The following is a 23,409-nucleotide window of genomic DNA, read 5'->3' on the forward strand; positions in this document are numbered from 1 at the left end:
GAGTCGCCAGAACTATTACAAAAGACGTATGGAGCGTCGAGGCAAGGAGATGGAGACCGAGGCCGTGGTGGACTGGGTCAATCGTGAACGTGCGGTGCAACCGCAGTTAGGAGGCTTAAAACTGCACCATCGGATGAAAGAACAAGAGGTTCCTTTCCAACTGGGCCGCGACCGGTTCTTTGACCTGTTGAGGGAGAAAGACTTACTGGTCAAGCCGGAGCCGAGCACACCGCGCACAACTCAGTGGAAAGAGTATCTTCCCGTATTCCCCAATATCGTGGCTGAACGTCCGGCCGAGGCTCCGGAGGAAGTGTGGCTTTGCGATCTAACATACATCGCAACCGACGAAGGCTTCCAGTATCTTTTTTTGATCAGCGACCAGTTCTCGCGAAAAATCGTTGGTTATCATCTCAGCGATACGATGGAGACAACGGACGCCCTTGAGGCGCTGCGTAAGGCTTGTGGCAGCCTGACTCCGGGCAAAAAACCACGGCACCACTCCGATAGAGGATGCCAATACTGCAGCCATAAGTATGTCAACGAACTGCACAACCGCGGTATCTCGGTGAGTATGACCGAAGTGAATCATTGCTACGAAAACTCACAGGCCGAACGGCTCAACGGCATACTTAAGCAGGAATACGGACTCGGGAGAAAACTCCCGTCAAAAGCGATGGCAGCAAAGATGGTAGAGCACGCTATCGAGTGCTTCAATACGATCCGTCCACACCGTGCTCTGGAAATGAACTACCCGGAGCGAGTCCATCGCCGCCCCGCCCCAGTTACAAAGTGGTCCGGGTTCAGGACATGGTTTACAGAAAAGGTTCAGGAGATGGTTTACACTTTCAGTTGCCGGTTCGCTATTCTCCAAAGTTCAGCGTTCGAAGTTCGACGTTCGAAGTTCGCTATCTCTGCCCTTCCCCTCCAACACCCCCGAAGAAACGGCTATCGCCGTTCCTCTACAACACGAACGGCTCCTCGCCGAAACCGCCTTCCAACAAAACCAAGAGGGAGCGACTAAAATTCGATCTTCACCGTTCCCGAAAATCCAAAGTTCAAAGTTCAGCGCTGTCAGTCCCGCGACTGCGGCGATTCGAAGTTCGCCATTTCCTCCCTCCCTCCGCCTATTTCTTCTTCGGGTTGGGCGCGATCACCTTCTTGCTATCAATGATGCGTTGTTTTTCTTTCTGCACCCCGTCGTTTCGGATCTGCTTTTGGTTCTGGCTCTTCTGTTTGGATTTTGGAGATTTGTCGCCCATGGTATAAGTGAATTAGTGGTATCGGTGAAGGTTCGCGGAAAGTCCTTGAACCGGAGAGTGAATGCAAAAGGTTCCCTAAGCTTTGGCCTGCAGAGCGGCGAGGAGCGGTCCTAACGGTGTTGTCGCGATCACCGTAGCCCGATCACTGATGGCGTAGGGCAGTATCAGAGTTTCGCCGTGAAGCATCGCACCGCAGGTGTATACGACATTGGGAACATAGCCCTCGCGCTCCCCGGCTTCGGCGGAAAGCAGTGGCTTGCTCAAGCGTCCGATCACCCGAGTCGGATCGTCCAGGTCGAGGAGGACGGCACCGATACTGTATTCGCGCATTGGCCCAACACCGTGAGTGACCACGAGCCAGCCGGCTTCGGTTTCGATCGGGGAACCGCAGTTGCCGATTTTAACACATTCCCAAGGCTGTTCCGGTCGGAGGATGACTTGCGGATTACTCCAATGGTGGGGGCTATGGGAAAACATGATGAGCAGGTTCTCATCGTCTTGCCTCGAAAGCATGGCATAGCGCCCGTTAATACGCCGGGGGAAGAGAGCCATGCCCTTGTTCTGCACACCGTCTCCGTTCAGCGTAAGAATGCTGAAATGGAGAAAGTCCTTCGTCCGAATGAACTGAGGCAGGATGTTATGCCCGTTGTAGGCGGTGTAAGTCGCGTTGTAGGTGACCGTGCCATCGTCTTCCGTGAATCGAACGAACCGGGCATCCTCAATCCCCTTGGCCTCGTTCAATGAGACCGGAAAGATGATGCGTTCGCTGACCGCCAATTGATCCGAGAATTGGATATCGTAGTTCGAATCGGCCAACCACTTGATGAACTCGAGAGCCCTGTCAAAGTGATGGGACCTCGCGTGAGGCTTGCGACTCATAGCGGTCAGATTCCGCTCCAGTTCGCCCAAAGTAAAGTGCTCCGGGAGCTCCTTCAAAGCATCGATGACAAAGCCGTGATGCAGCCCCATTTCCCCCAGTTTCAAGATGAAGCTGGGTTTATGATAGGTGGGATCCGGGATCACCTCCGGTGGACTGACGTAGCGGGAGACTTTGTCCAGTGAGATCTTACCCGATGCTTCGATCGTCCCGGCACGAAATTCAATCGAGGAGATGTGCCCTTCCCCAGTCGCCCGCAGACTCATGATAAAGCGAAGGCCTCCCTCGGGAGCATCGTCCTGATTCGGATGCGCGACCATCGACGGATTGAAGAGGGCCGCGGACTCAAGCGCGTATTCCCCGGAGAAAAGCGCCCCGATCAAAAATTTGCGCGGGTCCGATAGTGCGCCGGGATTGCGAATGTGACGACGAACCAATTCGTAATGCCTCATCAATTGCGCATCGATGTGATAATGCCGCTTCCCAAAATCACGACGCACCACGGCCAACTGAGACTCCACTTCCTCATCATCAAGCATGTCGACTCGCTCGATGATCGCCTTGATCAACTCGCTCCTCCCGGGAAGGAACGATCGAAGAATGACCCGCTTGTCCGAGGGAAGCAGCTTGAATGGGTGACGCTTTAGCAAGATTTTATTCATGGTGAGTAGACGGGAGACAACGCCTCACGTGGCGGCGGGCGTCATTTCGAGCTCGGCATCATTCATGTCGGTGAGGGAGAGGTGAAAGGCCAGCGTCGACTCCGCGCCCTGGTTCTCATTAACCCGATCGGAATGAAGCCCATCCCCACAGCCACCGGAGGAAAAATCATAGAGAGGCAGGCCCAGATCATTGCGCCCGAGGAACCATTCAAAGGCACGCTTCGCCTCAGTCAGCCAACGCGTATCCTGCGTTGCACGATAAGCCACTTGGCACGCGGCAATCATCGCCTGGGCTTCGACCGGTTGCTGATCGAAATCCGCTCGGACCCCCTCTTCTGAATAGAATCCGTTACTCCCAATCGGACGAAAACACCCCTCCCGGGTGGTCTGGACCGAGGCCAGCCAAGCGAGCGACTTCAATCCGATATCCAATGCCTCGGCGTCATCGTTGCGCTGAGCGCTCAAAATCATGGCTTGGCAAATACGGGCATTCTCATAGGTCAGACTCCTCTCAAACCAAGGCCAACTCTCTGTCGCATGCGCCCGCCAAAGGACCTTGAGTCGATCGGTCAAATCACGCTCCATCGCAACAGCCTCCTGATTGCCGGAATCGTATTGGAGAAACTCATCCACCCCAATCATCGCAAAAGCCCAGGCGCGCGGAGAGGTAAACGATTCAACCACCGGTAGACCTGCTTCGAAGAGCCTCGCAGAAAGCCGTTGCCGATGTTGGTTAGCGGCTCGGGCCGCACCTACGCCCGTAGCCCAGAGGCTGCGACCGTGACTATCCTCGCTGCCAGCATGCTCCAGCCACTCGCGCTGAAAACTCATAAAATTGCGGAAGCGTCCCGTATCGTAATCGAGGGATGCGGCGAGAAAGGCGAGATAGACCGAGGTCAAACGATCCACGTTCGGCTCGCTCGACGCTGCTTCTTTTTCGGCCATCAGAACACAGAGAATGAAAGCCCGTGCATTATCATCCACACAGTAACCCTCATGAAAGTTGGGGACACTAAAGATGGCGTGCTGAAAGATACCAGTGCCATCACTCATGCGGGCGACGTGCTTGAATTGGCGACTAGGAAGGAGCCGCGGCCGATTTTCGAGCGTCCACCCGGCAACCGCCGTGCGTGGGGCGGCCCGCCGATCCGCACAAGCGTGGGCGAATGTATCCAAATACTGTCTCCCCACTGAGGGCCAGATCATGCCTCGCCCGACTGCGTAGGCCTTCTCCTGCATCGACTGCATGTGCAAGGGATCATCCAACAAACCACAGATCGAGGCTGCCATGGCGGCAGAGTCGTGAAAAGGCACCAGCGCTCCCTGTCCGTCAGCCAGCAATTCTTCGGCATGCCAATAGGGCGTCGAAACAACGACCTTCCCTGAACCAAAAGCATAGGCCAAGGTTCCGGAAGTAATTTGTGACTTATCCAGGTAGGGAGTCACATAGATATCGGCCGCACCGATAAACTCCTGCAACTCCTCGGCCGAGACATAGCGATTGTGAAAAATCACATGCTTCTGCACCTCGTTCCGATCCGCCAGGGCAATCAGTCCGAGGCGGTAGCGCTCGCCATCTCTCTCGATCAATTTCGGGTGGGTAGCCCCAAGGATCACATACACCACTTCCGGATGACGTTTGATGACCGCCGGGAGCGCCTCGATCACATGCTCGATTCCCTTTCCCGGACCGATCAATCCGAAAGTGAGCAAGACCTTGCGGTCGCTGATGCCGAGCCGGTCTTTATAGAAATCAACGGGTTTAAAATCCACATCCGGGATGCCATGCGGGATGACGTCGATCTTCGACTCCTCCACCCCATAGACCGAGTGAAGAATCTCCCTCCCCTTCCGACTCATGACGACCAGACGATCACTCAAACTCGTGAGCGATTTCATCACCGAACTCTGCTCCTTGGTGGGATTTTCGAGGATAGTATGGAGCGTCGTAACGATAGGCATACGCACCTCTTTCAGCAGCATAATCAAATAACTACCAGCTGGACCGCCATAAATACCGAACTCATGCTGCACGCAGAGCACGTCAGCATTCTTAAAATTCAGAACATCGGCGATCCGACGGTAGGATCGCAAATCCTTCTCCTGAAACTGCAAACGCACCGCCTCCGGATAGTCATATCCCTCCGGCGTATCCGTAACCGCAGCCACGTAACAATCCGCCCCTGGGGCCTCGGCATGGATACTCTCATAGAGATCGCGAGTAAAGGTAGAGATACCGCACAACCGCGGCACGAAATTTCCGAGAAACGCAATGCCCTTCGGATACTCCAGGGCGCTCAAATAGACTCCTTAACAACAAACTGCATGAAATGAAGCTACTGCCGAGTCCAAGAACAAGCAACCAGAATAAAAACGGTGAACACCAGCGTTGGGACAGGTTTCAGTTGCCGGTTCATGTCCAATCCTGATTTAAAGTTGTCAGTATAGTTTTGGTTATTGTTTGCGTTGTAAGAGGATTAATTGAGGGAGACATTCGCCCCCATGGGGGCGGCGCGGCGATGGACTCGCTCCGGGTAGTTCATTTCCAGAGCACGGTGTGGACGGATCGTATTGAAGCAGTCCGTATTCCTGCTTAAGTATGCCGTTGAGCCGTTCGGCCTGTGAGTTTTCGTAGCAATGATTCACTTCGGTCATACTCACCGAGATACCGCGGCTGCGCAGTTCGTTGACGTAGATATGGCTGCAATATTGGCATCCTCGATCGGAGTGGTGCCGCGGTTTCTTGCCCGGGGTGAGGCCGCGACAAGCCTTACGCAGTGCCTCAAGGGCGTCCCGGGTCTCCATCGTATCGCTGAGATAATGGCCAACGATTTTTCGCGAGAACTGGTCGCTGATCAGGAACAGATACTGGAAGCCTTCGTCGGTTGCGATGTATGTCAGATCGCAAAGCCACACTTCCTCCGGAGCTTCGGCCGGACGTTCAGCCACGATGTTCGGGAATACGGGAAGATAGTCTTTCCACTGAGTTGTGCGCGGAGTGCTCGGCTCCGGCTTTACCAGTAAGTCCTTCTCCCTCAACAGGTCGAAGAACCGGTCGCGGCCGAGTTGAAAAGGAACCTCCTGCTCTTTCATCCGATGGTGCAGCTTTAAGCCACCTAACTGCGGTTGCACCGCACGTTCACGATTGACCCAGTCCACCACGGCCTCGGCCTCCATCTCCTTGCCCCGGCGCTCCCTACGTCTCTTGTAATAATTCTGGCGACTCATCCCCAGATAGCGGCAACAACGGCTCACGATACCCCGGACCCCTTCGTTGCGTTCGACGCTCCTTCGGGCCGATTCCCACCGGCTTTTTTTTTTAAACTCCTCCACGTCCTTATACCCCGCTCGCTCACAGGCTATCTCCAGGAATGACTTCTCCACTTCACCGGCGATAAACTGATCGGCCACCGCCTTCTCCAATTGCTTCACCCGCTCACGCAGACGCTTGAGTTCTATCTGTTCTTCTGGCGTTTCCACACGAACTATCTTGGGCAGCATCCCCTTCTTTCCAAACTCTTTCAGCCAGCCATGGATCGTCCGTGTTCCGGATATCCCGTAGTGACGACGGGCCTGCGTGATCGTCTCAAAACGACCATCCTCTAATTCCCGGACCACTCGCAACTTGAAGCTTTCGCTGTAGCGTATCGCACTTTTTGTTTTCATCGGTTTTCCTTTCTTTTGCAAAAACCGACAACCTATTTCAGGTCGGGACATCCAAGTTCAATGTTGAACGTTAAAAGTTTAAAGTTGGACGTTCGCCATCTCTTCCCTCCCCCGCTCACCAGTGGGGAGGTTGCTTCAGCACCTCCCTTCCCCTCCAGAACTTCCATAGAAACGGCTATCGCCGTTCCTCTCCAACACGAACGGCTCCCCGCCCCCCCTTCCAACAAAACCAAGGGTGAGCGACTAAAATTCGATCTTCACCGTTCCAAAATAGTTTAAAGTTCGAAATTCAGCGCTGTCAGTCCCGCGACTGCGGCGATTCGAAGTTCGCCATCTCCCCCTCCCCAATCCACCATCCCCCTCCACCATCCGTCATTCACCATCCGTCATTAATAAAATGAACATCGTATCCATCCTCAGCAAAGTTCCCTGGGGCCTTGTCATCGACAAATCTCCCGACGTTTTGGAGAAGGGCAAAGCCATCCTCCGCAAACTCAAAAACAACGACTCCAAGGAAGAAGCGGTCACGGACATGGCTCAGCTCCTCAACGAGCAAGGCCAACTCATCGAGATCCTTTCCGAGCAGAACCACCAACTCTTCGAAGCCGTCACCTCCCTCGCCCGCCGACAGCGGATCCTCTGGGCCATTTCAATCCTGAGCCTCGCAACCGCAGCCGGATCCCTCCTTTACCTCGCAACCGCCCATTGATTGCTAGCCCGAAAGAAGCAACACCTCCCGAGACGTCCAAACTCCTCCGCGAATGCTACTAGTTTAAGAGGTTGTATGGAAAGGAAACCACCCCACCAGCTGGCTCTGCCCCCCTCCTTCCCGTAGAGAGGGGAGTCTGAAATTTACAGAAAGACTACTCCCCTGTCACAGGGGGGATCCCGCGGACGCGGGATGGAGGGGTTCCTCTTCAAAAGTCCCCAATATCAAGATTTCCTCGCTAAATCCCTTAAATTACTGCCATTCATCTCCCCGCCCCACCGGGGCAAAACCCGCAAGCCCAGGGCAACGCCCTGGGGTCTCAATCCCCAAAAAAAATCGAGCCCTGAAAGGGCGACACCCGCCTCACCCGGACGGGAAAACCATGCCCTGGATAATCACGCCTCTTTCAGGTCAGGTCTCAGATCTCCACCCTCCTACCGCAGCCCTCAGGTCTCAAGTTTCATCCCTCGTTTTTACTTCCCTCTCACAACTGCTCTGATTAGAACTCACCACCAGTCCCCCCCCCTTTTTCGATTTTTCAATGCTCACAGATCAACTGCTCGGCAAGCTCTACAACCTGAAGCGGGATCGCGGCTCGGGCGGGGAGAAGCCTTATAAGCCGGCCTTGATTAAGCCAGGATCTTTATATTCTGCGTTCGACCCCTTTGGACTACCCGCCTCGTTAAAGTGATCTTCGACCAACTGGTCTTCACCCCTCTGCTGTCCATCCCCTTCATTGTCGCCTGGTTTCTTCTCTACAAGCACCACGGCCACCTCCGAACATTCTGGCAAGCCCTCACCTTCGCCAACCTCCGTTCCCGCATCCTCCCCCTCTGGGCCACCTCCCTTTGCTTCTGGCCCATGATGCTCCTCATCGTTTACAATCTTCCCAGCCAACTCCAATTCCTCCTCTTCCTCTTCGGAAACTCCGCCTTCAGCACCCTGATGATCTTCATCGCCCGACGGCAGGGGGAGGAGTCCGACAGCGCATCTGAGTAATCCGTGGTTCAAGAATCCAACCACAGAAGGCACAGAAACCATAAAGCCTAGAAATCGACATCCTGATCAGGTGCGATGAAAAATTTAAATAGCAGGGATCACTATTTAAATTTATTGCCATTTTTTTAATTAACACCTCTTCTTAATTAAATTTTTGTACTCCCCGAGAAACCAATGAAAAACTATAATTCAGGAACTTGGCAGAAACGGCTAGGGTTCAAGAGCTTCCATCCTTCGAGAATCAACCGCCCATGGGCAATTGACGACTCCCGGGTACTTGAATCGCTTAGCCGAGCCGATCGCCAACTCGGTCGGCTGGACATGTTTTCCGAATATGTTCCAAATTTGGATCTTTTCGTCCATATGCATGTCATCAAGGAGGCCACCGAGTCCAGCCGCATTGAAGATACACATACCGAAATAGAGGAAGCCATTCTCCCCGAGGAGGAAATTCAAGAAGAACGCCGAGACGATTGGCGAGAAGTGAAAAACTACATTCGTGGTATGAATACCGCGATCGAACGCTTGAAGACTCTGCCCTTTTCCAACCGCCTTCTGTGCGAGGCTCACGCTACTCTCATGGAAGGCGTTCGTGGAGAACACAAAACGCCCGGAGAATTTCGCCGCAGTCAAAATTGGATCGGTGGTTCCAACCCAGGCAACGCTCGCTTCGTGCCTCCTCCGGCAGAAGATGTCTCCGACCTGATGGGCGACCTCGAGAGCTTTGCCCACAACGAAGACCTCCACCTTCCTCCCTTGTTTCGGGTCGCGTTGATGCACTACCAGTTCGAGACCATCCATCCCTTTCTTGACGGGAACGGACGAATCGGGCGCCTCATGGTCCCACTCTACCTAGTCGCACAAGATATTCTAAAGGCTCCCGTCCTCTATCTATCCGACTACCTCGAACGAAATCGCGAAGAATATTACGAAAGGCTGACCCGCGTGCGGGAACGGAATGTCATCGGGGAGTGGCTGGTCTTCTTCCTCGACGGACTGGCCGAAACTGCTGCTAACGGCGTGAAAACCTTTAATGAGATCCTCCGTTTCAAATCTCAGTGGGAGAAGGAGATCGCTGCTTGGAAACCACAGGCTCAGTCTGGACTTATCCTCCTTGAGTTCCTATTCGGCCAAGTATGGGTCAACGCCAAAATGGTCGCCAGCGCGACTGGCGTCTCTCAGCCGACTGCCTACAAACTAATCGAGCGCTTCGTCCAGTGCGGCTTGCTGGTAGAAATGACCGGAGCTAAAAGAGACCGCATCTTCCTCTTCGACGCCTACCTAAAACTCTACCGGCGCGAGGATTGATTCGGAAGAGTAATCCCCCCCTCATCCCCGATTGACCGGCGGCTCCGAAAACTCCTTACTCGAATCGATGGCATGGAGGATTCGTGAGCACGTTCTCTCAGGGGAAATCGACAACCGGGTGAAGGGGCGGATTCGCGGTGTCCTCCATCTGGCAGGTTCCCCGAATCCCATCACCCTCGACCTTGAGGGAAACGCCCACCCGGATCTCGCCGGTTCGTCCATCCGATTCCGTAATCCCCGGGCGACCGAGGCCTCCCTCGAAGGCTTTCCCCGGGAGCAGACCGGCCGGGCCGGGGACATCACCGCCTCCCATCGGGTAAAGGATCTTCTTGTTTCCACCGAGGAGTTCCTCGCCATGAGCGAGGAAGAACGCAGCACCGCCTACCGCTGGGCGAACTGCCTCTACCTCGAATGGTATTCCCCTCAATCGTGCCGGGTTGTCATGGAGGGGATCGGCTATGAAATTGAGTGGGTCGAGGGTCCGTTGTGGCAAATCAGTGAGGACGATCTCCGCGAGCAGGCCGGGCGGACGGATGACGCGATGGAAGAGTTTCTCGAGAACGTCGCCGGGGCCTTGGCCGACAGCGAAAGCTCCGGACCCTCGGAGACCGACGAAGTCATCCCTCCCGAGGAAGCCGCAGCCGACGCGGAGGCCGACCGGATGGATCTGCTGAACGACCGCATCCTCCGCCGGGTGGAAAAAGAGGGCCCCTCCGAATGGGACCGCATTCACGAAGAAGAAGCGGCACGACTCCGGAAAGAGCGGGGAGAACCCGACCCCACCCCGCTGACTCCGGAAGAAGAAGCCGTCCGCGCCGAGTGGATCGAGGAAACGAACGCCGCCGCGCGGGAAGCCGCCGAGGAGGTGCAAGCCGATTCCTGGAAAGACGAAGAACCCCCGGAGCATCCCCTCGCGCTCGAGTGCAAGGAATTCGCCCTCGCCCTGCGCAAGCAGGACATCCTTCCGAAGAACGCTTCCGACGAACACCCCCTGTGGGAGATTGCCAACGGCGCCCTTTTCGCCTCCGGCAAGCTGGCCGGCGCCCTCAACGGCTGCCTGGACGGAGAGGAATGGCCCCCCGATCCCCTAACGGCCCCCAGCGTCCTCGTCTTCCTCAAGAAAGCCCGCCACTTCCTCCAGGACGCTCTGCGGGGACTCGATTCGGCCGACGAGGAAAACCTCCTCAGCCTCCAATGGCGCACCGACACCCGCACCCGCCTCACCGCGATTCTCGACGGCACCGAGCAGTTGATCCAAGAAGCCCGCAGGAGCCTGACGAATCCGGAGGATTAGACGGTCGCCCCCCTCTGACCTGTCCTGAGCCTTGCTAGCCGTGAGCTTGTCGAACGGCCGAATGGTCGAAGGGCTTCCGCCTCCTGACCTCTGACATCAGACCTCCGTCCTCTCTCTGCTCTCTGGCTTGCCCTGAGCCAGCCGAAGGGCCTCTACCCCCTGCTCCAATTTCAATTTTACACTTTTTCGACGCAGCCTATGCTCCAAAAAAGAATGCTCCTTTCTGAGCCTTCGCCCCCCCCCCTTCCCCTCACATGACCCCCCGGATCGGCAATCTTCTACTCTTTACTACCGTTCTTCTGGTCATTCCGATATGCCTCGCAGCATCGACGAGAGGTCTCGCCCGACAAGCTGCCAGCGCTTCAGATCTGCGGCAGATTGCCATCACTTTCGTAATTCGCTACTCCTCGGATGAAAACGCCTACAAGCCGGAAGACCTCCAGACGATGCCCGACCTGCTCAGAGAACTGGCCGCAGCGGATCTTAAAGACGCCTTTCTGTTTCTAAGCCGCGAGGATCTTGAGCACATCGACCGGACACCCCCAAGAATCATCGCCCCTCTCCCAGCAGAGAACCAGACGACGATCGAGTTATTTCCCGAGCTTCTGGAATTTCCCATCGCGTTCTCCGTAGCCATCTATCCGGATCTCCATAGAGAAGCCTCCAAGACGCCACTCTTCTGGACGCGAGGCCTGCATCGCTTCCATAGCTTCAACCGTCCCTACGGCGGACACATCGCTTTCCTCGATGGACACATCCAATACTTCGAGGGAGATGCCGACTCACCCAACGAGGAACTCGAATACTATTTCGGTCCCGAATCGCCTTTTACCGACGCGCTCCGCATTCTCGAGCACGACCCCGAAGGCTGGGCGTCTCGAGATCTAGGCCCGCTCCCCGTCCGCGTCGCAGCCGCCCTGCTCTCGGACAAGCGAACGCAAAAGATCAAATTTTACCTCTGGAGACTCGTCCCATGCGCAGTCGTCGGCGCAATCGCAGCTGCCTTCCCCGCCCCATCGACCACCACCCGGGCCGTTCGTTTCTTTGTCTTCGCCGCTCTAGCGTTCATCCCCATTGCCCTACTCGTCCCCAGTGTCTAAGAATTCGCCTTCTTCAAAATTGGACCTCCGTCCTCTGTGCTCTGACTTGTACTGAGCCTTATTAGCCGTGATCTTTGCCTGCCGTAAACTTGTCGAACGGTCGAATGGTCGAAAGGCTTCTGGCCCATGATCTCTGACCTCTGGCTTATGCCCTCCGCCGGATGAGCTTTACAATAAGATCACAAGTTTCTACTTTGGAGCAAAATGACGGCAATCCAGCCCTTACCGATTCCCCAAGATTTTTAAACTAAGCCATGGTGACCAGCCCCCAGCTTGAGAAACAAAACAATCTCAAGCGCAATCGCAGTTTGAGATGGGAGAAGCCCTACAATCCGGCCTTGATTCCGGCCTCCCTCGATTCCATTCAGTGCGGAGACTGCCAAGACAATACCGTCTACAAAGTCAGCGAGGACTGCAACAGCGCACTCGCATGGCACGAAAACATCGCCGAACAATACCAAATCGTCGCCAAATCTGAAGCCCGCACCACCACCACCACCATCGACCACCTCGATGTCGAATTCGACCGCAAAATCACCCGCTCCAACCGCCTCCGCCATTCCACCCTCGCCGCCGCTTTCTCCGGCAGAATCTAACTCCAATTATCTATGCAGCTCACCAGTGTCACCATTTCCAATTTCCGAGGATACCACGCTCCTACAAAAATTGCCGTCGATGACATGACGATGATCGTCGGGCGAAACGACTCCGGTAAATCTTCAATCTTTGACGCTCTGGACATCTTTTTCGGCAACTCGAAACTCGACGCCGATGATCGCAACAAGGCAAGCGGAGAGGATTCCGAAATCTCGATCATTTGCACGTTCAAGCGCCTTCCGGTTCATGTGGATCTCGATGGAGGCCACCCGACGACTCTCCAAAAGGAGCACCTATTGAACAGCGACGGCGAACTTGAGATCAAGAAAGTCTATAAAGGAAAGACCCCGGCTCTTAAGCAGATCTATGCAGTTGCCGAGCATCCTGAGCACGAATCAGTTCGAGAACTCCTAGCCCTGAAACGCACCCAACTTCGGCAGCTAGCCGGCGATCTAGGCGTTGATTTGACTGATGTGAACGAGGCAATCAACTCAGAGCTTCGTGCTGCGATTCGAAGCTCTGTTCAGCCTCTTACCACAAGGAGAACGGAGGTTCCCCTCGACAAAGAAGACGCAAAAGCGATCTGGCAAAAGGTCGAGCCATTATTTCCCGTGTTCGCACTGTTTCGATCAGATCGTGACAGCAAGGACGGCGACGACGAGGCGCAAGATCCGCTCAAGGCAGCCGTTGAATTGGCCATTAAGGATAAGACTTCCGAACTCGACACCGTCTTCGACTACGTCCAATCGGAGGTTCAGAAGATTGCCGACGCAACCCTTAAGAAGCTGAGAGAGATGGACCCTACGTTGGCCAACGAGCTTAAGCCACGATTCGATAAACCTGCTTGGCACAAACTCTTCAAAGCGAGCATTACTGGAGATTCAGAGATTCCGATCAATAAGCGAGGCAGCGGTGTTCGACGCTTGATTCTCCTAAACTTCTTTCGGGCAAAAGCTGCGAGACTTATAGAGGAGAGAAAGGCGCCCAGCGCGATTTACGCGGTTGAAGAACCGGAAACCAGCCAGCATCCACACAACCAACGCATCCTACTCCGCGCGTTGGAGGAACTCCTTCAAGCCGAACAGTGTCAGGTTATGCTCACAACGCACACACCAATTTTGGCCCGCGTTGTTGAACTCCCAAAGATCCGGTATGTGAAGGCAGATTTGGCAGGCGGGCGAATGGTTGAAGGGGTAAATGAGCAAAACTGGCAGGTGCTCGCGTCAGACCTCGGAGTACTTCCAGAAACCATGGTGAAGCTCTTTGTCTGTGTTGAGGGCAAGCACGACATACCTTTTCTCCTGAATTTGTGCGATGCGCTTCGAGCCGATGGAATGGCTCTCCCTGACCTCCGGAGACTGGAGATTGACGGATACTTGATCTTCGCGCCGCTAGGTGGTGCAAATCTGGTCCTCTGGAGTAACCGGCTTGGCAACCTGCTCAAACCGGAATTTCACCTCTATGATCGTGACAACCAACCGCCTGCTGATCCGAAATATAAGGACGCAATTGATGCAATAACGGCACGAGCGGCGGCTGGCGAACCGGTGTTCGCAACAGCAACAGGCAAGCGTGAGATGGAGAACTATGTCCACATCGATGCCATCAATGCAGCGTTAACGGCCCAAGGGTTTCTCACAGCAAGGACCACGAATTATGCGGACTTCGACGATGTCCCCAATCTGATGAGATCCGAGCTAAACGCAATTTCTCCCCCGCACGCTCAATGGAACGAGGGCGGCGTCAAAGCATTCATCGCCAATGCCGCGGTCAAAGAAATGAACCAAGCGAGGCTCTCGGCGATCGATCCGGATGGGCATGTCGCAGCATGGTTCACAAAGATCGAGGAACTGATGCAATGAGCAACGACAACTCATCCATCGTCTCCAAAGTCAGGTCTTCGGCAAGGCTTCGAATGGCAAGAGACTATGCCCGACAGGCAGGAACTACCCTCCTTCTCTTTCCGAGCTACAATGGAGCTTACCGATCACTTGCGTCAAAATCCGGTAAACAAGCATCTCAACTAATATGAAATTCGGGCGACTCCAAAAAAGTTACTTCAACGCCGACGCGGGGGCTTATTCCATAGTCACTGATCGTGAACGGACCGACGGACAGATTACGATCACAGAGGCGGATGGAGAGGCGGATATAGTCTTATCAGCACTTGGTGCCTCCAGTATCCCGAGGGGCGCGGCAGCAGGAGCAAGGCAACCGCTTTCGGTCGTTCAAAAAGACGGAAGCGAAAGAGCCGCATCAGTAACCATCAACTACCCGAAGAACGACGGGAATGAACTAAGAATTTACCGAAACGCTGGCGACGGATTTGATTTTGAAACAGGCGATGTGTGGTTTGTCTTCCAAAGGGCAGGCGCCCTTTTGGTTGGGTGCATGCCCGAACCTCAATGGCGGGCAATCGGAACGACTGACCCGCACGACGATAGGTTTCAGGCGACCGTTGATTCCACGGACAACAGCCAACCAAAGGGAGTAATTGAATTCGCAGGAAAGAGGTATCCTAGAGATCCCGCTGTATCAAGACAGGCGATCCTGAATTCGGGCTACATTTGTGAGTTTACTGGTATGGCAACACCCTTCATTTCAAAAAGGACGGGGATGCCATACCTCGAAGCTCACCACCTGATCCCTCTCGGGTTGCAAGCAGCGTTCAATTTAAACCTCGATTGCGTGGACAACGTGGTGGCACTGAATCCGCTATGGCACAGAGCGATCCATCACGCCGAACCCAGAATGGTGCAACAAATCCTCACAGATCTAAGCCAGAAAAAAGAAAGTTTTCTGAAAATACACAACGTAGACCAATTTGAACTCATCCAACTCTATGGCTGTGAGGAGATTGTGTAGATTCTTTGATATCTCTCGGCCATTTTCCGGATAGGCTTGACAACGTAACGTCACCTACGTCACGTTACCTCTATGCCACAAGGAAAATCCGGAAGAATTATCATCGACGTTGAGCCCGAATTCAAAGAAGAAGTCTATGAAGCCGTTCGTATTCAGGGCTTTAGCAGCATGAAGGAATGGTTTGTCCAGCAGGCGAAACGCATCTGCGAGGAATCGAAACAACCCTCCTTGAATTTAGTCGCCGAAGATCAGGCCACCTACCCCGTTCCACAATCCCGCTAAATTTCAGACCCATGCAAGTTTCCATCGAACCCGTCAAAAAGAAGGGCCAAACCCTGAAGATCAATGGTGTGGCCCGCTACACCGCCCCCAAAGCGAACGCCCTCGTAGTCGACCACAAACGGGCACTGCAGGTCATCCTCGCTTCCGAGGCCTCTTCCGATTTCCCACCCCACGTCCAGGAAGAACTTCCGGCGATCGTTTCCCACTGGCTCCAGAACCCGAAAGAGACTCCCATACTACTCGACATGAGCTATGCGGAGAAATGGCTCCACTCCCTACGCGTCTATGCCCAGCTGGAAAAAGACAACCCCGCTAAGGGAACGGCCAAGCCAAGTAGAACCCCAAAACCCGTCCACATTAACTTTTCATCGCTGCCCTTCCAGCCGGTGATGAAGCCGAAATTCACCTTCATTGACCTGTTCGCAGGCATCGGTGGCTTCCGCATCGCCCTGGAGGAGCTTTGCGGCAAATGCGTCTTTTCTTCCGAGTGGGACCGCCATGCAAAGGAAACCTATTTCCATAACTACGGCGAAGTTCCATTTGGGGATATTACCAAAGTCAGCAACCATCAACTATTTAAACCAGGATACATCGATATCATCGCCGGTGGGTTCCCATGCCAACCGTTTAGCAAAGCCGGTGTGTCGGCCAGAGAATCATTGGGGCAAAATCATGGTTTTAAGTGCGAAACTCAGGGACAGCTATTCTTTGACGTAATCAAGCTAGCTAAAATCCACCAGCCTAAGGTTTTATTACTTGAGAATGTGGGCAACCTGCTAAGACACGACGGTGGCAACACTTTCCACGTCATTAAAGAGACCATCGAGAACGACCTTGGATATGACTTCCACTACTCAGTATACAATGCAAACACCCTCGTTCCTCAGAATAGAATAAGATGTATAATCGTTGCGTTTCAAAAGACTCCAAAAAATTGGTCAATGCCGGAGCTAAAGGGTGAACCGCTTCCTCTCAGTTTAGCGTTGGAAGATGTGCCATGGGACAGTCCTTACACGCTAAGCGACAAGATGTGGGCTGGTCATATCAAACGAAGTCAACGTAATGTAGACCGGGGGGCAGGTTTTACAGCTTACCCGAAGGATATTACAAAGCCATCAACCACTTTAGTCGCTAGATACTATAAAGACGGTAAAGAATGCTTGATTCCCCAGCCGAAACACCCGGAAAAAGTGCCTAGAATGCTAACGGAACGGGAATGCGCAAACCTACAAGGATTTCCAGCAACATTCATCCCGCATGAATCAAAAGTTAACGCTTACAAACAATTTGGAAACGCCGTGCCCGCACCTCTCATCAAAGCCGTCGCAGAATCTTTTGTTAACCGCTTATGAAAAGCTTCGAATCATACCTGAGGAAGATCAGGGGAGACAGTCTTTTCAGTTATGAAACCGCATCGGTAGCGTTTGAGAACAAGAACCGAAAACGATTCGTATTGTTGATCGATGACCTAAATCAGTGTCTTGAAGCAATCTATGAGAATGGAGAGCAAATCGACCAGGAGTTCAGAGGAGACTGGAGCTATGATGAGTCAAAATACCGAAGGACCCTAGGAAGGATTCTAGAACCCTTACAGCCGAATACAGTCGCCACCAGCTTAGGAAGCCAAACGCCAAATACCGTCCGCCTGCTGGAGCTCTACGCAGGTTTTTTGACAGACAATGATGCCCCTGAAAAATTGGGCACACCTGAACTTTTGAAGCCCAACAACCTAGGAAAATTATTTTCGGCCACCAGTCAGCGTGAACGCTTTGAAAATTGGCTTAAAAATATGAGGACCCTTAGTGATAAGTCAGTCAGTCACTATTCAGGAACAATCGCGGGAAAATTGAGCAAACTCGCCGAAATAGATTTGTTCTCCGTAAAAACTTCCCAGCAACTTGATGAGATACTACCCAAAATCGAGCAGTCGACAGAATATATAGAGGCAAATTCCAAGGGCAATCAGATGTATAGCTCAGCGATTAATAGATACGCTGAATTCTTAAAATCTTCATCTAATTACGTTAGAGCAAAATCATTTACTCAGGTCCCGGACTTTGGGTCAGGCTACTCCGTTTTCCAATCCCAACTAGCCAAACCCTTTGCCATCCTAACCGGAGCTTCGGGCACCGGAAAAACCAAGCTGGCAATCGCATTGGCGAAATACCTAAACAACATCGACGGTAGCAATTTCGAGATCGTCGCGGTCGGCGCGGACTGGACGGACAACCGGAGCGTGCTGGGGTTCGTCAATCATCTGAACTCCGATAATGCAGGGCCTCGCTACCAGTCCACACCGATCCTCGATCTTTTACTTAGGGCCGCAAACGATCCGGAGGTGCCCTACTTCCTCATTCTCGATGAGATGAATCTCTCCCATGTCGAGCGCTACTTCGCCGATTTTCTTTCGGCCATGGAGCAGAAGGACGGAATCCTGAAACTTCATAGTGAATCCGGAAATCTGCGGAGGGCAGGAAGGGAAGAAGCGGATGTGCCCGCTGAGCTGTCCTACCCGGAAAACCTCTTCGTGACCGGCACGGTCAATATTGACGAGACCACCTATATGTTCAGCCCCAAAGTTCTGGACCGGGCCAACGTCATCGAGTTTACGGTCTCGGACGACGAGATCGGTGCCTTCCTGAAAGATCCGCAAGACTATCCGGAGGTCGAACCCGCCGAACCCGGAATCGCGGAAGGGTTCCTGCAACTGGCCAAACAGGCCCGCAAAATGGAATGTGAAAAGCTGCCAGCCGAGCCCGCGTCATTGGTCAGCGAACACTTGCTCAATCTATTCAAAATCCTCAAAGCCGAGCGCTTCGAATTCGCGTACCGCACCGCCAAGGAAATCAATATTTACCTGCAGGTTTGCCGCCACTTGGCAGAAGACAAAGATGGATGGGATGAGAACGGCTGGCAAAACGACCTTGATGATCAGGTTCTGCAAAAACTACTGCCCAAGCTCCACGGTAGCGTAGGCCGAATCGGAAAACTTCTGGTAACTCTTGCGCACTATTGCCAAAACGGTGATTACAAAAGCGAGGTTTCGACCCAGTTGAGTGCGGCTGCCGACCTCGATGCCAACGAATCCACGCCTTTTCCAAAATCAATGGCCAAGCTTCAATCCATGATTCGCACCCTCCAAGACGAGCAATTCGTGAGCTTTATTCAGTAATTCTGTTTCATGGAAAACGGCTTTCAACGGCTTGCCATACCCTTACGCAGGATTGATGGTAGTGCGGCTGGCTGGTGGGTCATTGAGCCTTCGACTTCGCAAGTTTCGCTGGACCCGGACAAATGCGAGACGACAGGAAATTCACTTCCTCCGACTTGGAAAGGACTGAAAGAAGCTGAGGATAATAATTCTGCCGTAGCTCCCATCGAAATATCCACCCGAGCGGGAATCACCTGTATCCGACTATTGGAGACTCACGGTTACGAATGGTCGGTTGAGGAAGCTCCGAATGACATGGCACTCCAGCTAAGCAGCTCACTAAAAGGAACACGGTTCTGGAAAGAAAAACGGGGGCAGAGCGGTTCGTTCAAAGTCGTCAATCACCTGGGGCTCGCCGATTTCAAGTTGGAAGGAACTGACATACAGGCACTCGACCTGCAGTTCGAATTCGTTTCCCGGAAGTTTGACTTTGATTCCGAATACCGGCGACTGACCGAAGACATCGCGGATTTCTGCCAACAGCTGCTCTTGAGCTGGGATGCACCAACCCGGCTTCGATTCAACGTAGACCCGAACGAAGCGCACAAGCTCCTGTTGGAACAGTTTCTCTTTCTCAAAAGCTTCATGACGCAGGACCGCCTGAGCCGACTACTGGAGGCCATCGGACGCAATCCTCATTCCACGCTGATTAAAGAATCCGAATGGGTTCCGGCCGCAGCCGCCCGATCCAACGACTACATGTGGGACCCCTGCAGAATGCTTCGGGACTGGAGACAAAACAATGGAAAGCGTGTGCCGGGAGAAGTGATGGATATCCGCAAGTCTGACACGCATGACACCGCTCCGAATCGCTTCATTAAATTTGCCTTGGCCCAATTCAGGCAAATCTGTTCCGACGTCTGCGCGCAAAGGTGGACGGAGAACAACAAAACGTCCACTCTGGGCATGGAGGCGAAAGAGATGCTCGACCAGATCGACGGCTTACTGTCCCGGCGTTTCTTCAACGAAGTTGGACGTATGCAGCGTTTACCTCTGGATAATCAGACCCTTCAGAAACGGGAGGGCTACCGTGAAGTCCTGCAGGCTTGGCTTTTGACCCAAGCGGCAACCTCGTTGAACTGGGAAGGAGAGAGAGACTGCTACGAAGGCGCGACCCGGGATGTCGCCACGCTCTACGAATATTGGATCTTTATCCAGCTGCACCAGATCCTTTCATCCATTCCCGGACTCGCGCCTGACGGAGAAGATTTCGGCCCTGGTCGCTTTATTTCCGAATCAGATGGACAACTGACCATCAATTTAAAACAAGGCTGTTACTCGCGTAGTAGCTACATCTGGATAGGCACTGGAACCACCCTGAAGGTGGACCTTCAATACGAACGGAGTTTCAGCAGTTCGTCCTCAGCAACTCAAAGCGGATCCTACTCCAGAACCTTTCGTCCCGACTATACTATATCGATATTCCCGGCATCCTTTGAGTCAGAGAAACAGGCGGAAGCGGCAGGCAAAGTCGCTCACTTGCATCTGGATGCCAAATACCGCGCCGAGGACATCAGCGCCGTCTTCGGAAGGAAAGAAATCTCTGAGGAAGAAATCTCTGATGAGAAACTGGAGAGTAAATCAGAGCGCAGCTACCGAAGGGGCGACCTCCTGAAAATGCATACCTACAACGATGCCCTGCGCCACACCATCGGCTCTTACGTCCTCTACCCTGGCACAAAAACCGAAGCGGCCGAGAAGATGCCGAAATTTCACGAAATCGCTCCTGGCGTCGGAGCCATGGTCATGAAACCGGAAAACCTCGATTGCCTCGATGCGATACGACAGTTTTTCCTTGAGGTCTTCAACCATCAGGCGGATCTGTTCAGCCAGTATCGCTACCTCAGCGATACCAACCATCAAACTTATTCGGATGCCCCTGAGTGTGTTGAGCAGTTTGGTTCTAAGTACAATATCGCAAGGAAAAATGCTCCGTGTGTGGTTCTCTGGCTTCGAAAGGATCAGGAACCTATTTTCAAAAAACACGGCTTCGCCTATTGCAGAGCGATTTCCGAAGAGCACAAACGCACGCTGAATCTGAATCTGAGCATCGAAGTCGGTTCGGAGTTTATCCCCTGCGGAGGTGGGCAGGGCGCAACCAAACTCGGCTATTGCTGGCGGGCGAAAGTAAAAACCGCGCGATTCATTTCAAAAGAACAGCTGAAAACATACATTAAGGAGAGGGGCCTGAGCGATCAGCTCGAACCGAGGTCCGTGGACCATTACCTCCTTTTCGAATTTGCCGAGGCAACCGATTTCAAGGAAATCGATCTGACGGATATTTATCGAAGCAAACAATCCGGCTCCAAGTATATGGCCGTTACCTGCCAATGGATCGACATCCTCAAGAGCATTGAAAAAACAGAGCTCAATTTAGCCGCTGATTCGTAAGGGTAGATCCTGTTCTAGTTCTGAGAGCTTCGCCGCATTTCTGAGCTCGCATTCCCATAGCACAACAACCTTCCATCCCATGTCTGCGAGTTCAGCTTGTTGTCGCTGATCCCGCTGAACATTTCCATCGATCTTAGCCTTCCACCAATCCGTTCGAGTCTTCGGATAGCGGAAGTTTTTGCAACCGGCATGTCCATGCCAGAAACAGCCATGCACGAAGATCACGGTCTTGAATTTTGGCAGAACGATATCCGGCTTCCCAGGAAGTTTCTTGTTCTTTGGCCCATCGACCGTGAAACGATAGCCGAGCCGATGCAGTATGGAGCGCACAAGCAACTCTGGCTTCGTATTCTTTGAACGAATCCGCGACATATTATACGAGCGCTGGGCCTCTGAGACGATGTCAGCCATTTTTCAAAGGAAAGACTTTTTCCCAAGTATTTCAAACGCCCAATCTTCTCCAAATTTCTTCAAACAATACACGCTCCTTCCCGTAGACCCGGATTTCCTCCCATTTTTTGAAAAGACCTCGTTCTCCGCAAAGCCCGGCGCGGCGCAAATGCTGGCAATCAATTCTGGGGATGTTCTGGAAGTACCGGTTGCCGGTTTACAAAGCCGGTGGCCTCGGAAGAGATTTTTGTGAGCTGAGAGGCCATAGGCTACGACTCTTGGGAATCGATCGAGCCGTCCTACTGTCGGAACCCAAACCAGGGGCCCCCTGAAGGGAACCCCCTACGGTGGGAGATCGTTGGAGGGTTTCTGTTGTCTCGGGTTGGTCTCTGTGGTTTCTGTGCTTTTCTGTGGCTAATCCTCGTTCGGGAGAAACAGCTATCGGCGTTCCTCTTCGTAAATACCGAGGATACCTGAAAGGCCTCGGCTCTGTGAATTCAGACCGTTGACAAGTCATCTATTGTGATACAAATTTGTGTCACAATGAAGTCAATCAACATCCGCATTCTCAAGCACGAGACCCGCGCCCTCATGGACCGCATCGCAACGGGAGAGTCTGTGGAAATCACGCGGCACAACCAGCCGGTCGCCATCATCAAGCCAGTGGAGGCCCGGAGAAACCGTCGCCCCCGCCCGGACTTCAAAGGACGACTGCAAGCGATCTACGGCGAAAAGCTCCTGCCCGAAACCGCCACTGAATTGATCTCCGAAGAGCGCGGCGAGCGGTGAGCGACTACGCAGACAGCGGTTTCATTTGCTCGCTCTACGCACCGGATGCCAATACCGGGCGAGCGGCAAAGTTTATGGACAAGCAACGCGAGCCGGTTTCCTTTTCCTGGCTCAACCAGGTAGAGATTCGCAATGCCCTGCGCCTCCGCGTTTTCAGGAAAGAAATTACCACGACCCAAAGAGACCAATCACTCAACCTCCTTCTGTCCGACCTCAGCGCAGGCCTCTTCAAAAACGCTGAGCCCGCGCAAGACAATGTCCTGATCGAAACGGAACGCCTGAGCGCACAGCATTCCGAAAAGCTGGGAACCCGCAGCCTTGACATCCTCCACGTCGCTATGGCCGTCGTCCTTGGTTGCGAACGCTTCCTCAGCTTCGACGTTCGCCAAGTCAAACTCGCCAAAGCCGCCGGCTTGAAGGTGCCGAGAATCTGAGGATCCATGGGGACCAAACTGAAGGGGGCCCTGAAGGGATCCCCCTACGGTGGGAGATCGTTGGAGGGTTTCCGTTTTCGCGCGTCGGTTTCTGAGACTCTTGTGCCTTTTTGTAGCTAATCCTCGTTCGGTAGAAACGGCTATCACCGTTCCTCTCCCAGATCCTTCGAAGTTGGACGTTTAAAGTTTAACGTTCGCCATCTCTCCCCCGTGATGAACCCGTTCTCCACATCAACGGATCTTCTGAAGATATCCCACGGCGTTTTCGTCTGGCATCCGTATGAATCAGTTCATCCGTGGTTCCCACTCTGCGCCTCATTGTAGCCAACCCTTACAAGTTGAATGTGGTAGTCGATACCGAGCGCAGCGACATCAACCACTTGCTTCGCCACTTCGACTTCGCTCAGGACAGGCGCTTTCGCTCCAAAGATATCCCGGAGAGGAACGACCATAGTTCTTTCGTTTTCATATAAGACCAAAACAGGTAAGCAACTCTACTACGCAGCCAAAAACCCCGGAAAAAGGAAAAATGCAGATAAGTTGCCAGCAGGTTACGTCTTTCTTGAAAACACTCTT

Annotated in this window: 21 protein-coding genes; 15 read left to right on the forward strand and 6 right to left on the reverse strand. The window is 53.4% G+C overall.

Annotation, left to right across the window (positions count from 1 at the left end; genetic code table 11):
* Window positions 1–1,021 (forward strand): IS3 family transposase (locus H5P30_RS20775; RefSeq protein ID WP_185694840.1); only part of this gene is annotated, 1,021 nt, incomplete at its 5' end.
* 103 nt (window positions 1,022–1,124) lie between these two features.
* Here H5P30_RS20775 and H5P30_RS22345 read toward each other — a convergent pair.
* The 4 genes from H5P30_RS22345 to H5P30_RS20790 all read right to left on the reverse strand — a co-directional run bounded on the left by H5P30_RS22345 (window position 1,125) and on the right by H5P30_RS20790 (window position 6,464).
* Window positions 1,125–1,259: a hypothetical protein gene (locus H5P30_RS22345; RefSeq protein ID WP_281388113.1), complete on the reverse strand. Its 135-nt coding sequence runs from the start codon at window positions 1,257–1,259 to the stop codon at window positions 1,125–1,127.
* Between the two features lie 75 nt (window positions 1,260–1,334).
* Complete coding sequence (locus H5P30_RS20780) at window positions 1,335–2,798, reverse strand: glycoside hydrolase family 130 protein (protein ID WP_185694841.1); 1,464 nt, start codon at window positions 2,796–2,798, stop codon at window positions 1,335–1,337.
* A gap of 24 nt (window positions 2,799–2,822) precedes the next feature.
* Complete coding sequence (locus H5P30_RS20785; RefSeq protein WP_185694842.1) at window positions 2,823–5,099, reverse strand: glycosyltransferase family 4 protein; 2,277 nt, start codon at window positions 5,097–5,099, stop codon at window positions 2,823–2,825.
* A 153-nt stretch (window positions 5,100–5,252) separates the two neighbouring features.
* Window positions 5,253–6,464 (reverse strand): IS3 family transposase, encoded by a 1,212-nt coding sequence (locus H5P30_RS20790; protein ID WP_185694843.1) that lies wholly within the window; start codon window positions 6,462–6,464, stop codon window positions 5,253–5,255.
* A 397-nt stretch (window positions 6,465–6,861) separates the two neighbouring features.
* On the opposite strand from H5P30_RS20790, the gene H5P30_RS20795 reads away from it, so the two are divergent.
* The 12 genes from H5P30_RS20795 (at window position 6,862) to H5P30_RS20850 (ending at window position 21,220) form a co-directional block, all read left to right on the forward strand.
* Window positions 6,862–7,173, forward strand: a complete 312-nt coding sequence (locus H5P30_RS20795; protein WP_185694844.1) for a hypothetical protein — start codon at window positions 6,862–6,864, stop codon at window positions 7,171–7,173.
* A 687-nt stretch (window positions 7,174–7,860) separates the two neighbouring features.
* A complete protein-coding gene (locus H5P30_RS20800; protein ID WP_185694845.1) occupies window positions 7,861–8,172 on the forward strand; it encodes a hypothetical protein in 312 nt (103 codons plus the stop codon).
* Between the two features lie 174 nt (window positions 8,173–8,346).
* Window positions 8,347–9,480: a Fic family protein gene (locus H5P30_RS20805; RefSeq protein ID WP_185694846.1), complete on the forward strand. Its 1,134-nt coding sequence runs from the start codon at window positions 8,347–8,349 to the stop codon at window positions 9,478–9,480.
* A gap of 67 nt (window positions 9,481–9,547) precedes the next feature.
* Entirely contained in the window at window positions 9,548–10,774 is a 1,227-nt protein-coding gene (locus H5P30_RS20810) for a hypothetical protein (RefSeq protein ID WP_185694847.1), read from the forward strand.
* A 254-nt stretch (window positions 10,775–11,028) separates the two neighbouring features.
* The gene (locus tag H5P30_RS20815; protein WP_185694848.1) at window positions 11,029–11,874 is read left to right on the forward strand and encodes a hypothetical protein; all 846 of its coding nucleotides are present in this window, start codon (window positions 11,029–11,031) and stop codon (window positions 11,872–11,874) included.
* Window positions 11,875–12,128: 254 nt separating this feature from the next.
* On the forward strand, window positions 12,129–12,470 hold the full coding sequence (locus tag H5P30_RS20820; RefSeq protein WP_185694849.1) for a hypothetical protein: 342 nt from the start codon (window positions 12,129–12,131) through the stop codon (window positions 12,468–12,470).
* Between the two features lie 12 nt (window positions 12,471–12,482).
* On the forward strand, window positions 12,483–14,333 hold the full coding sequence (locus tag H5P30_RS20825; protein ID WP_185694850.1) for an ATP-binding protein: 1,851 nt from the start codon (window positions 12,483–12,485) through the stop codon (window positions 14,331–14,333).
* A gap of 166 nt (window positions 14,334–14,499) precedes the next feature.
* Window positions 14,500–15,336: an HNH endonuclease gene (locus H5P30_RS20830; protein ID WP_185694851.1), complete on the forward strand. Its 837-nt coding sequence runs from the start codon at window positions 14,500–14,502 to the stop codon at window positions 15,334–15,336.
* A gap of 72 nt (window positions 15,337–15,408) precedes the next feature.
* A complete protein-coding gene (locus H5P30_RS20835) occupies window positions 15,409–15,618 on the forward strand; it encodes a hypothetical protein (protein ID WP_185694852.1) in 210 nt (69 codons plus the stop codon).
* Between the two features lie 11 nt (window positions 15,619–15,629).
* Window positions 15,630–16,970, forward strand: coding sequence for a DNA cytosine methyltransferase (locus H5P30_RS20840; protein ID WP_185694853.1), 1,341 nt, complete (start codon window positions 15,630–15,632; stop codon window positions 16,968–16,970).
* Between the two features lie 803 nt (window positions 16,971–17,773).
* The gene (locus H5P30_RS20845; protein WP_185694854.1) at window positions 17,774–18,790 is read left to right on the forward strand and encodes an McrB family protein; all 1,017 of its coding nucleotides are present in this window, start codon (window positions 17,774–17,776) and stop codon (window positions 18,788–18,790) included.
* Between the two features lie 9 nt (window positions 18,791–18,799).
* On the forward strand, window positions 18,800–21,220 hold the full coding sequence (locus H5P30_RS20850; RefSeq protein WP_185694855.1) for a DUF2357 domain-containing protein: 2,421 nt from the start codon (window positions 18,800–18,802) through the stop codon (window positions 21,218–21,220).
* On the opposite strand, the gene H5P30_RS20855 is transcribed toward H5P30_RS20850, so the two are convergent.
* Window positions 21,203–21,631, reverse strand: a complete 429-nt coding sequence (locus H5P30_RS20855; protein ID WP_185694856.1) for a very short patch repair endonuclease — start codon at window positions 21,629–21,631, stop codon at window positions 21,203–21,205. The genes H5P30_RS20850 and H5P30_RS20855 overlap by 18 nt on opposite strands.
* A gap of 522 nt (window positions 21,632–22,153) precedes the next feature.
* Between H5P30_RS20855 and H5P30_RS20860 the strand changes: the two genes are divergently transcribed.
* A complete protein-coding gene (locus H5P30_RS20860; RefSeq protein WP_185694857.1) occupies window positions 22,154–22,399 on the forward strand; it encodes a type II toxin-antitoxin system Phd/YefM family antitoxin in 246 nt (81 codons plus the stop codon).
* Window positions 22,396–22,833 carry a PIN domain-containing protein gene (locus tag H5P30_RS20865; protein ID WP_185694858.1) on the forward strand — a complete coding sequence of 146 codons (438 nt, stop codon included), beginning with the start codon at window positions 22,396–22,398 and terminating at the stop codon, window positions 22,831–22,833. Before H5P30_RS20860 ends, H5P30_RS20865 begins: the two co-directional genes overlap by 4 nt.
* 290 nt (window positions 22,834–23,123) lie before the next feature.
* Here the strand turns inward: H5P30_RS20865 and H5P30_RS20870 are convergent, their stop codons facing one another.
* Complete coding sequence (locus H5P30_RS20870; RefSeq protein ID WP_185694859.1) at window positions 23,124–23,285, reverse strand: hypothetical protein; 162 nt, start codon at window positions 23,283–23,285, stop codon at window positions 23,124–23,126.
* Between the last annotated feature and the right edge of the window lie 124 nt (window positions 23,286–23,409).

The organism is Puniceicoccus vermicola, from assembly GCF_014230055.1.
Taxonomy (GTDB): Bacteria; Verrucomicrobiota; Verrucomicrobiia; order Opitutales; family Puniceicoccaceae; genus Puniceicoccus; species Puniceicoccus vermicola.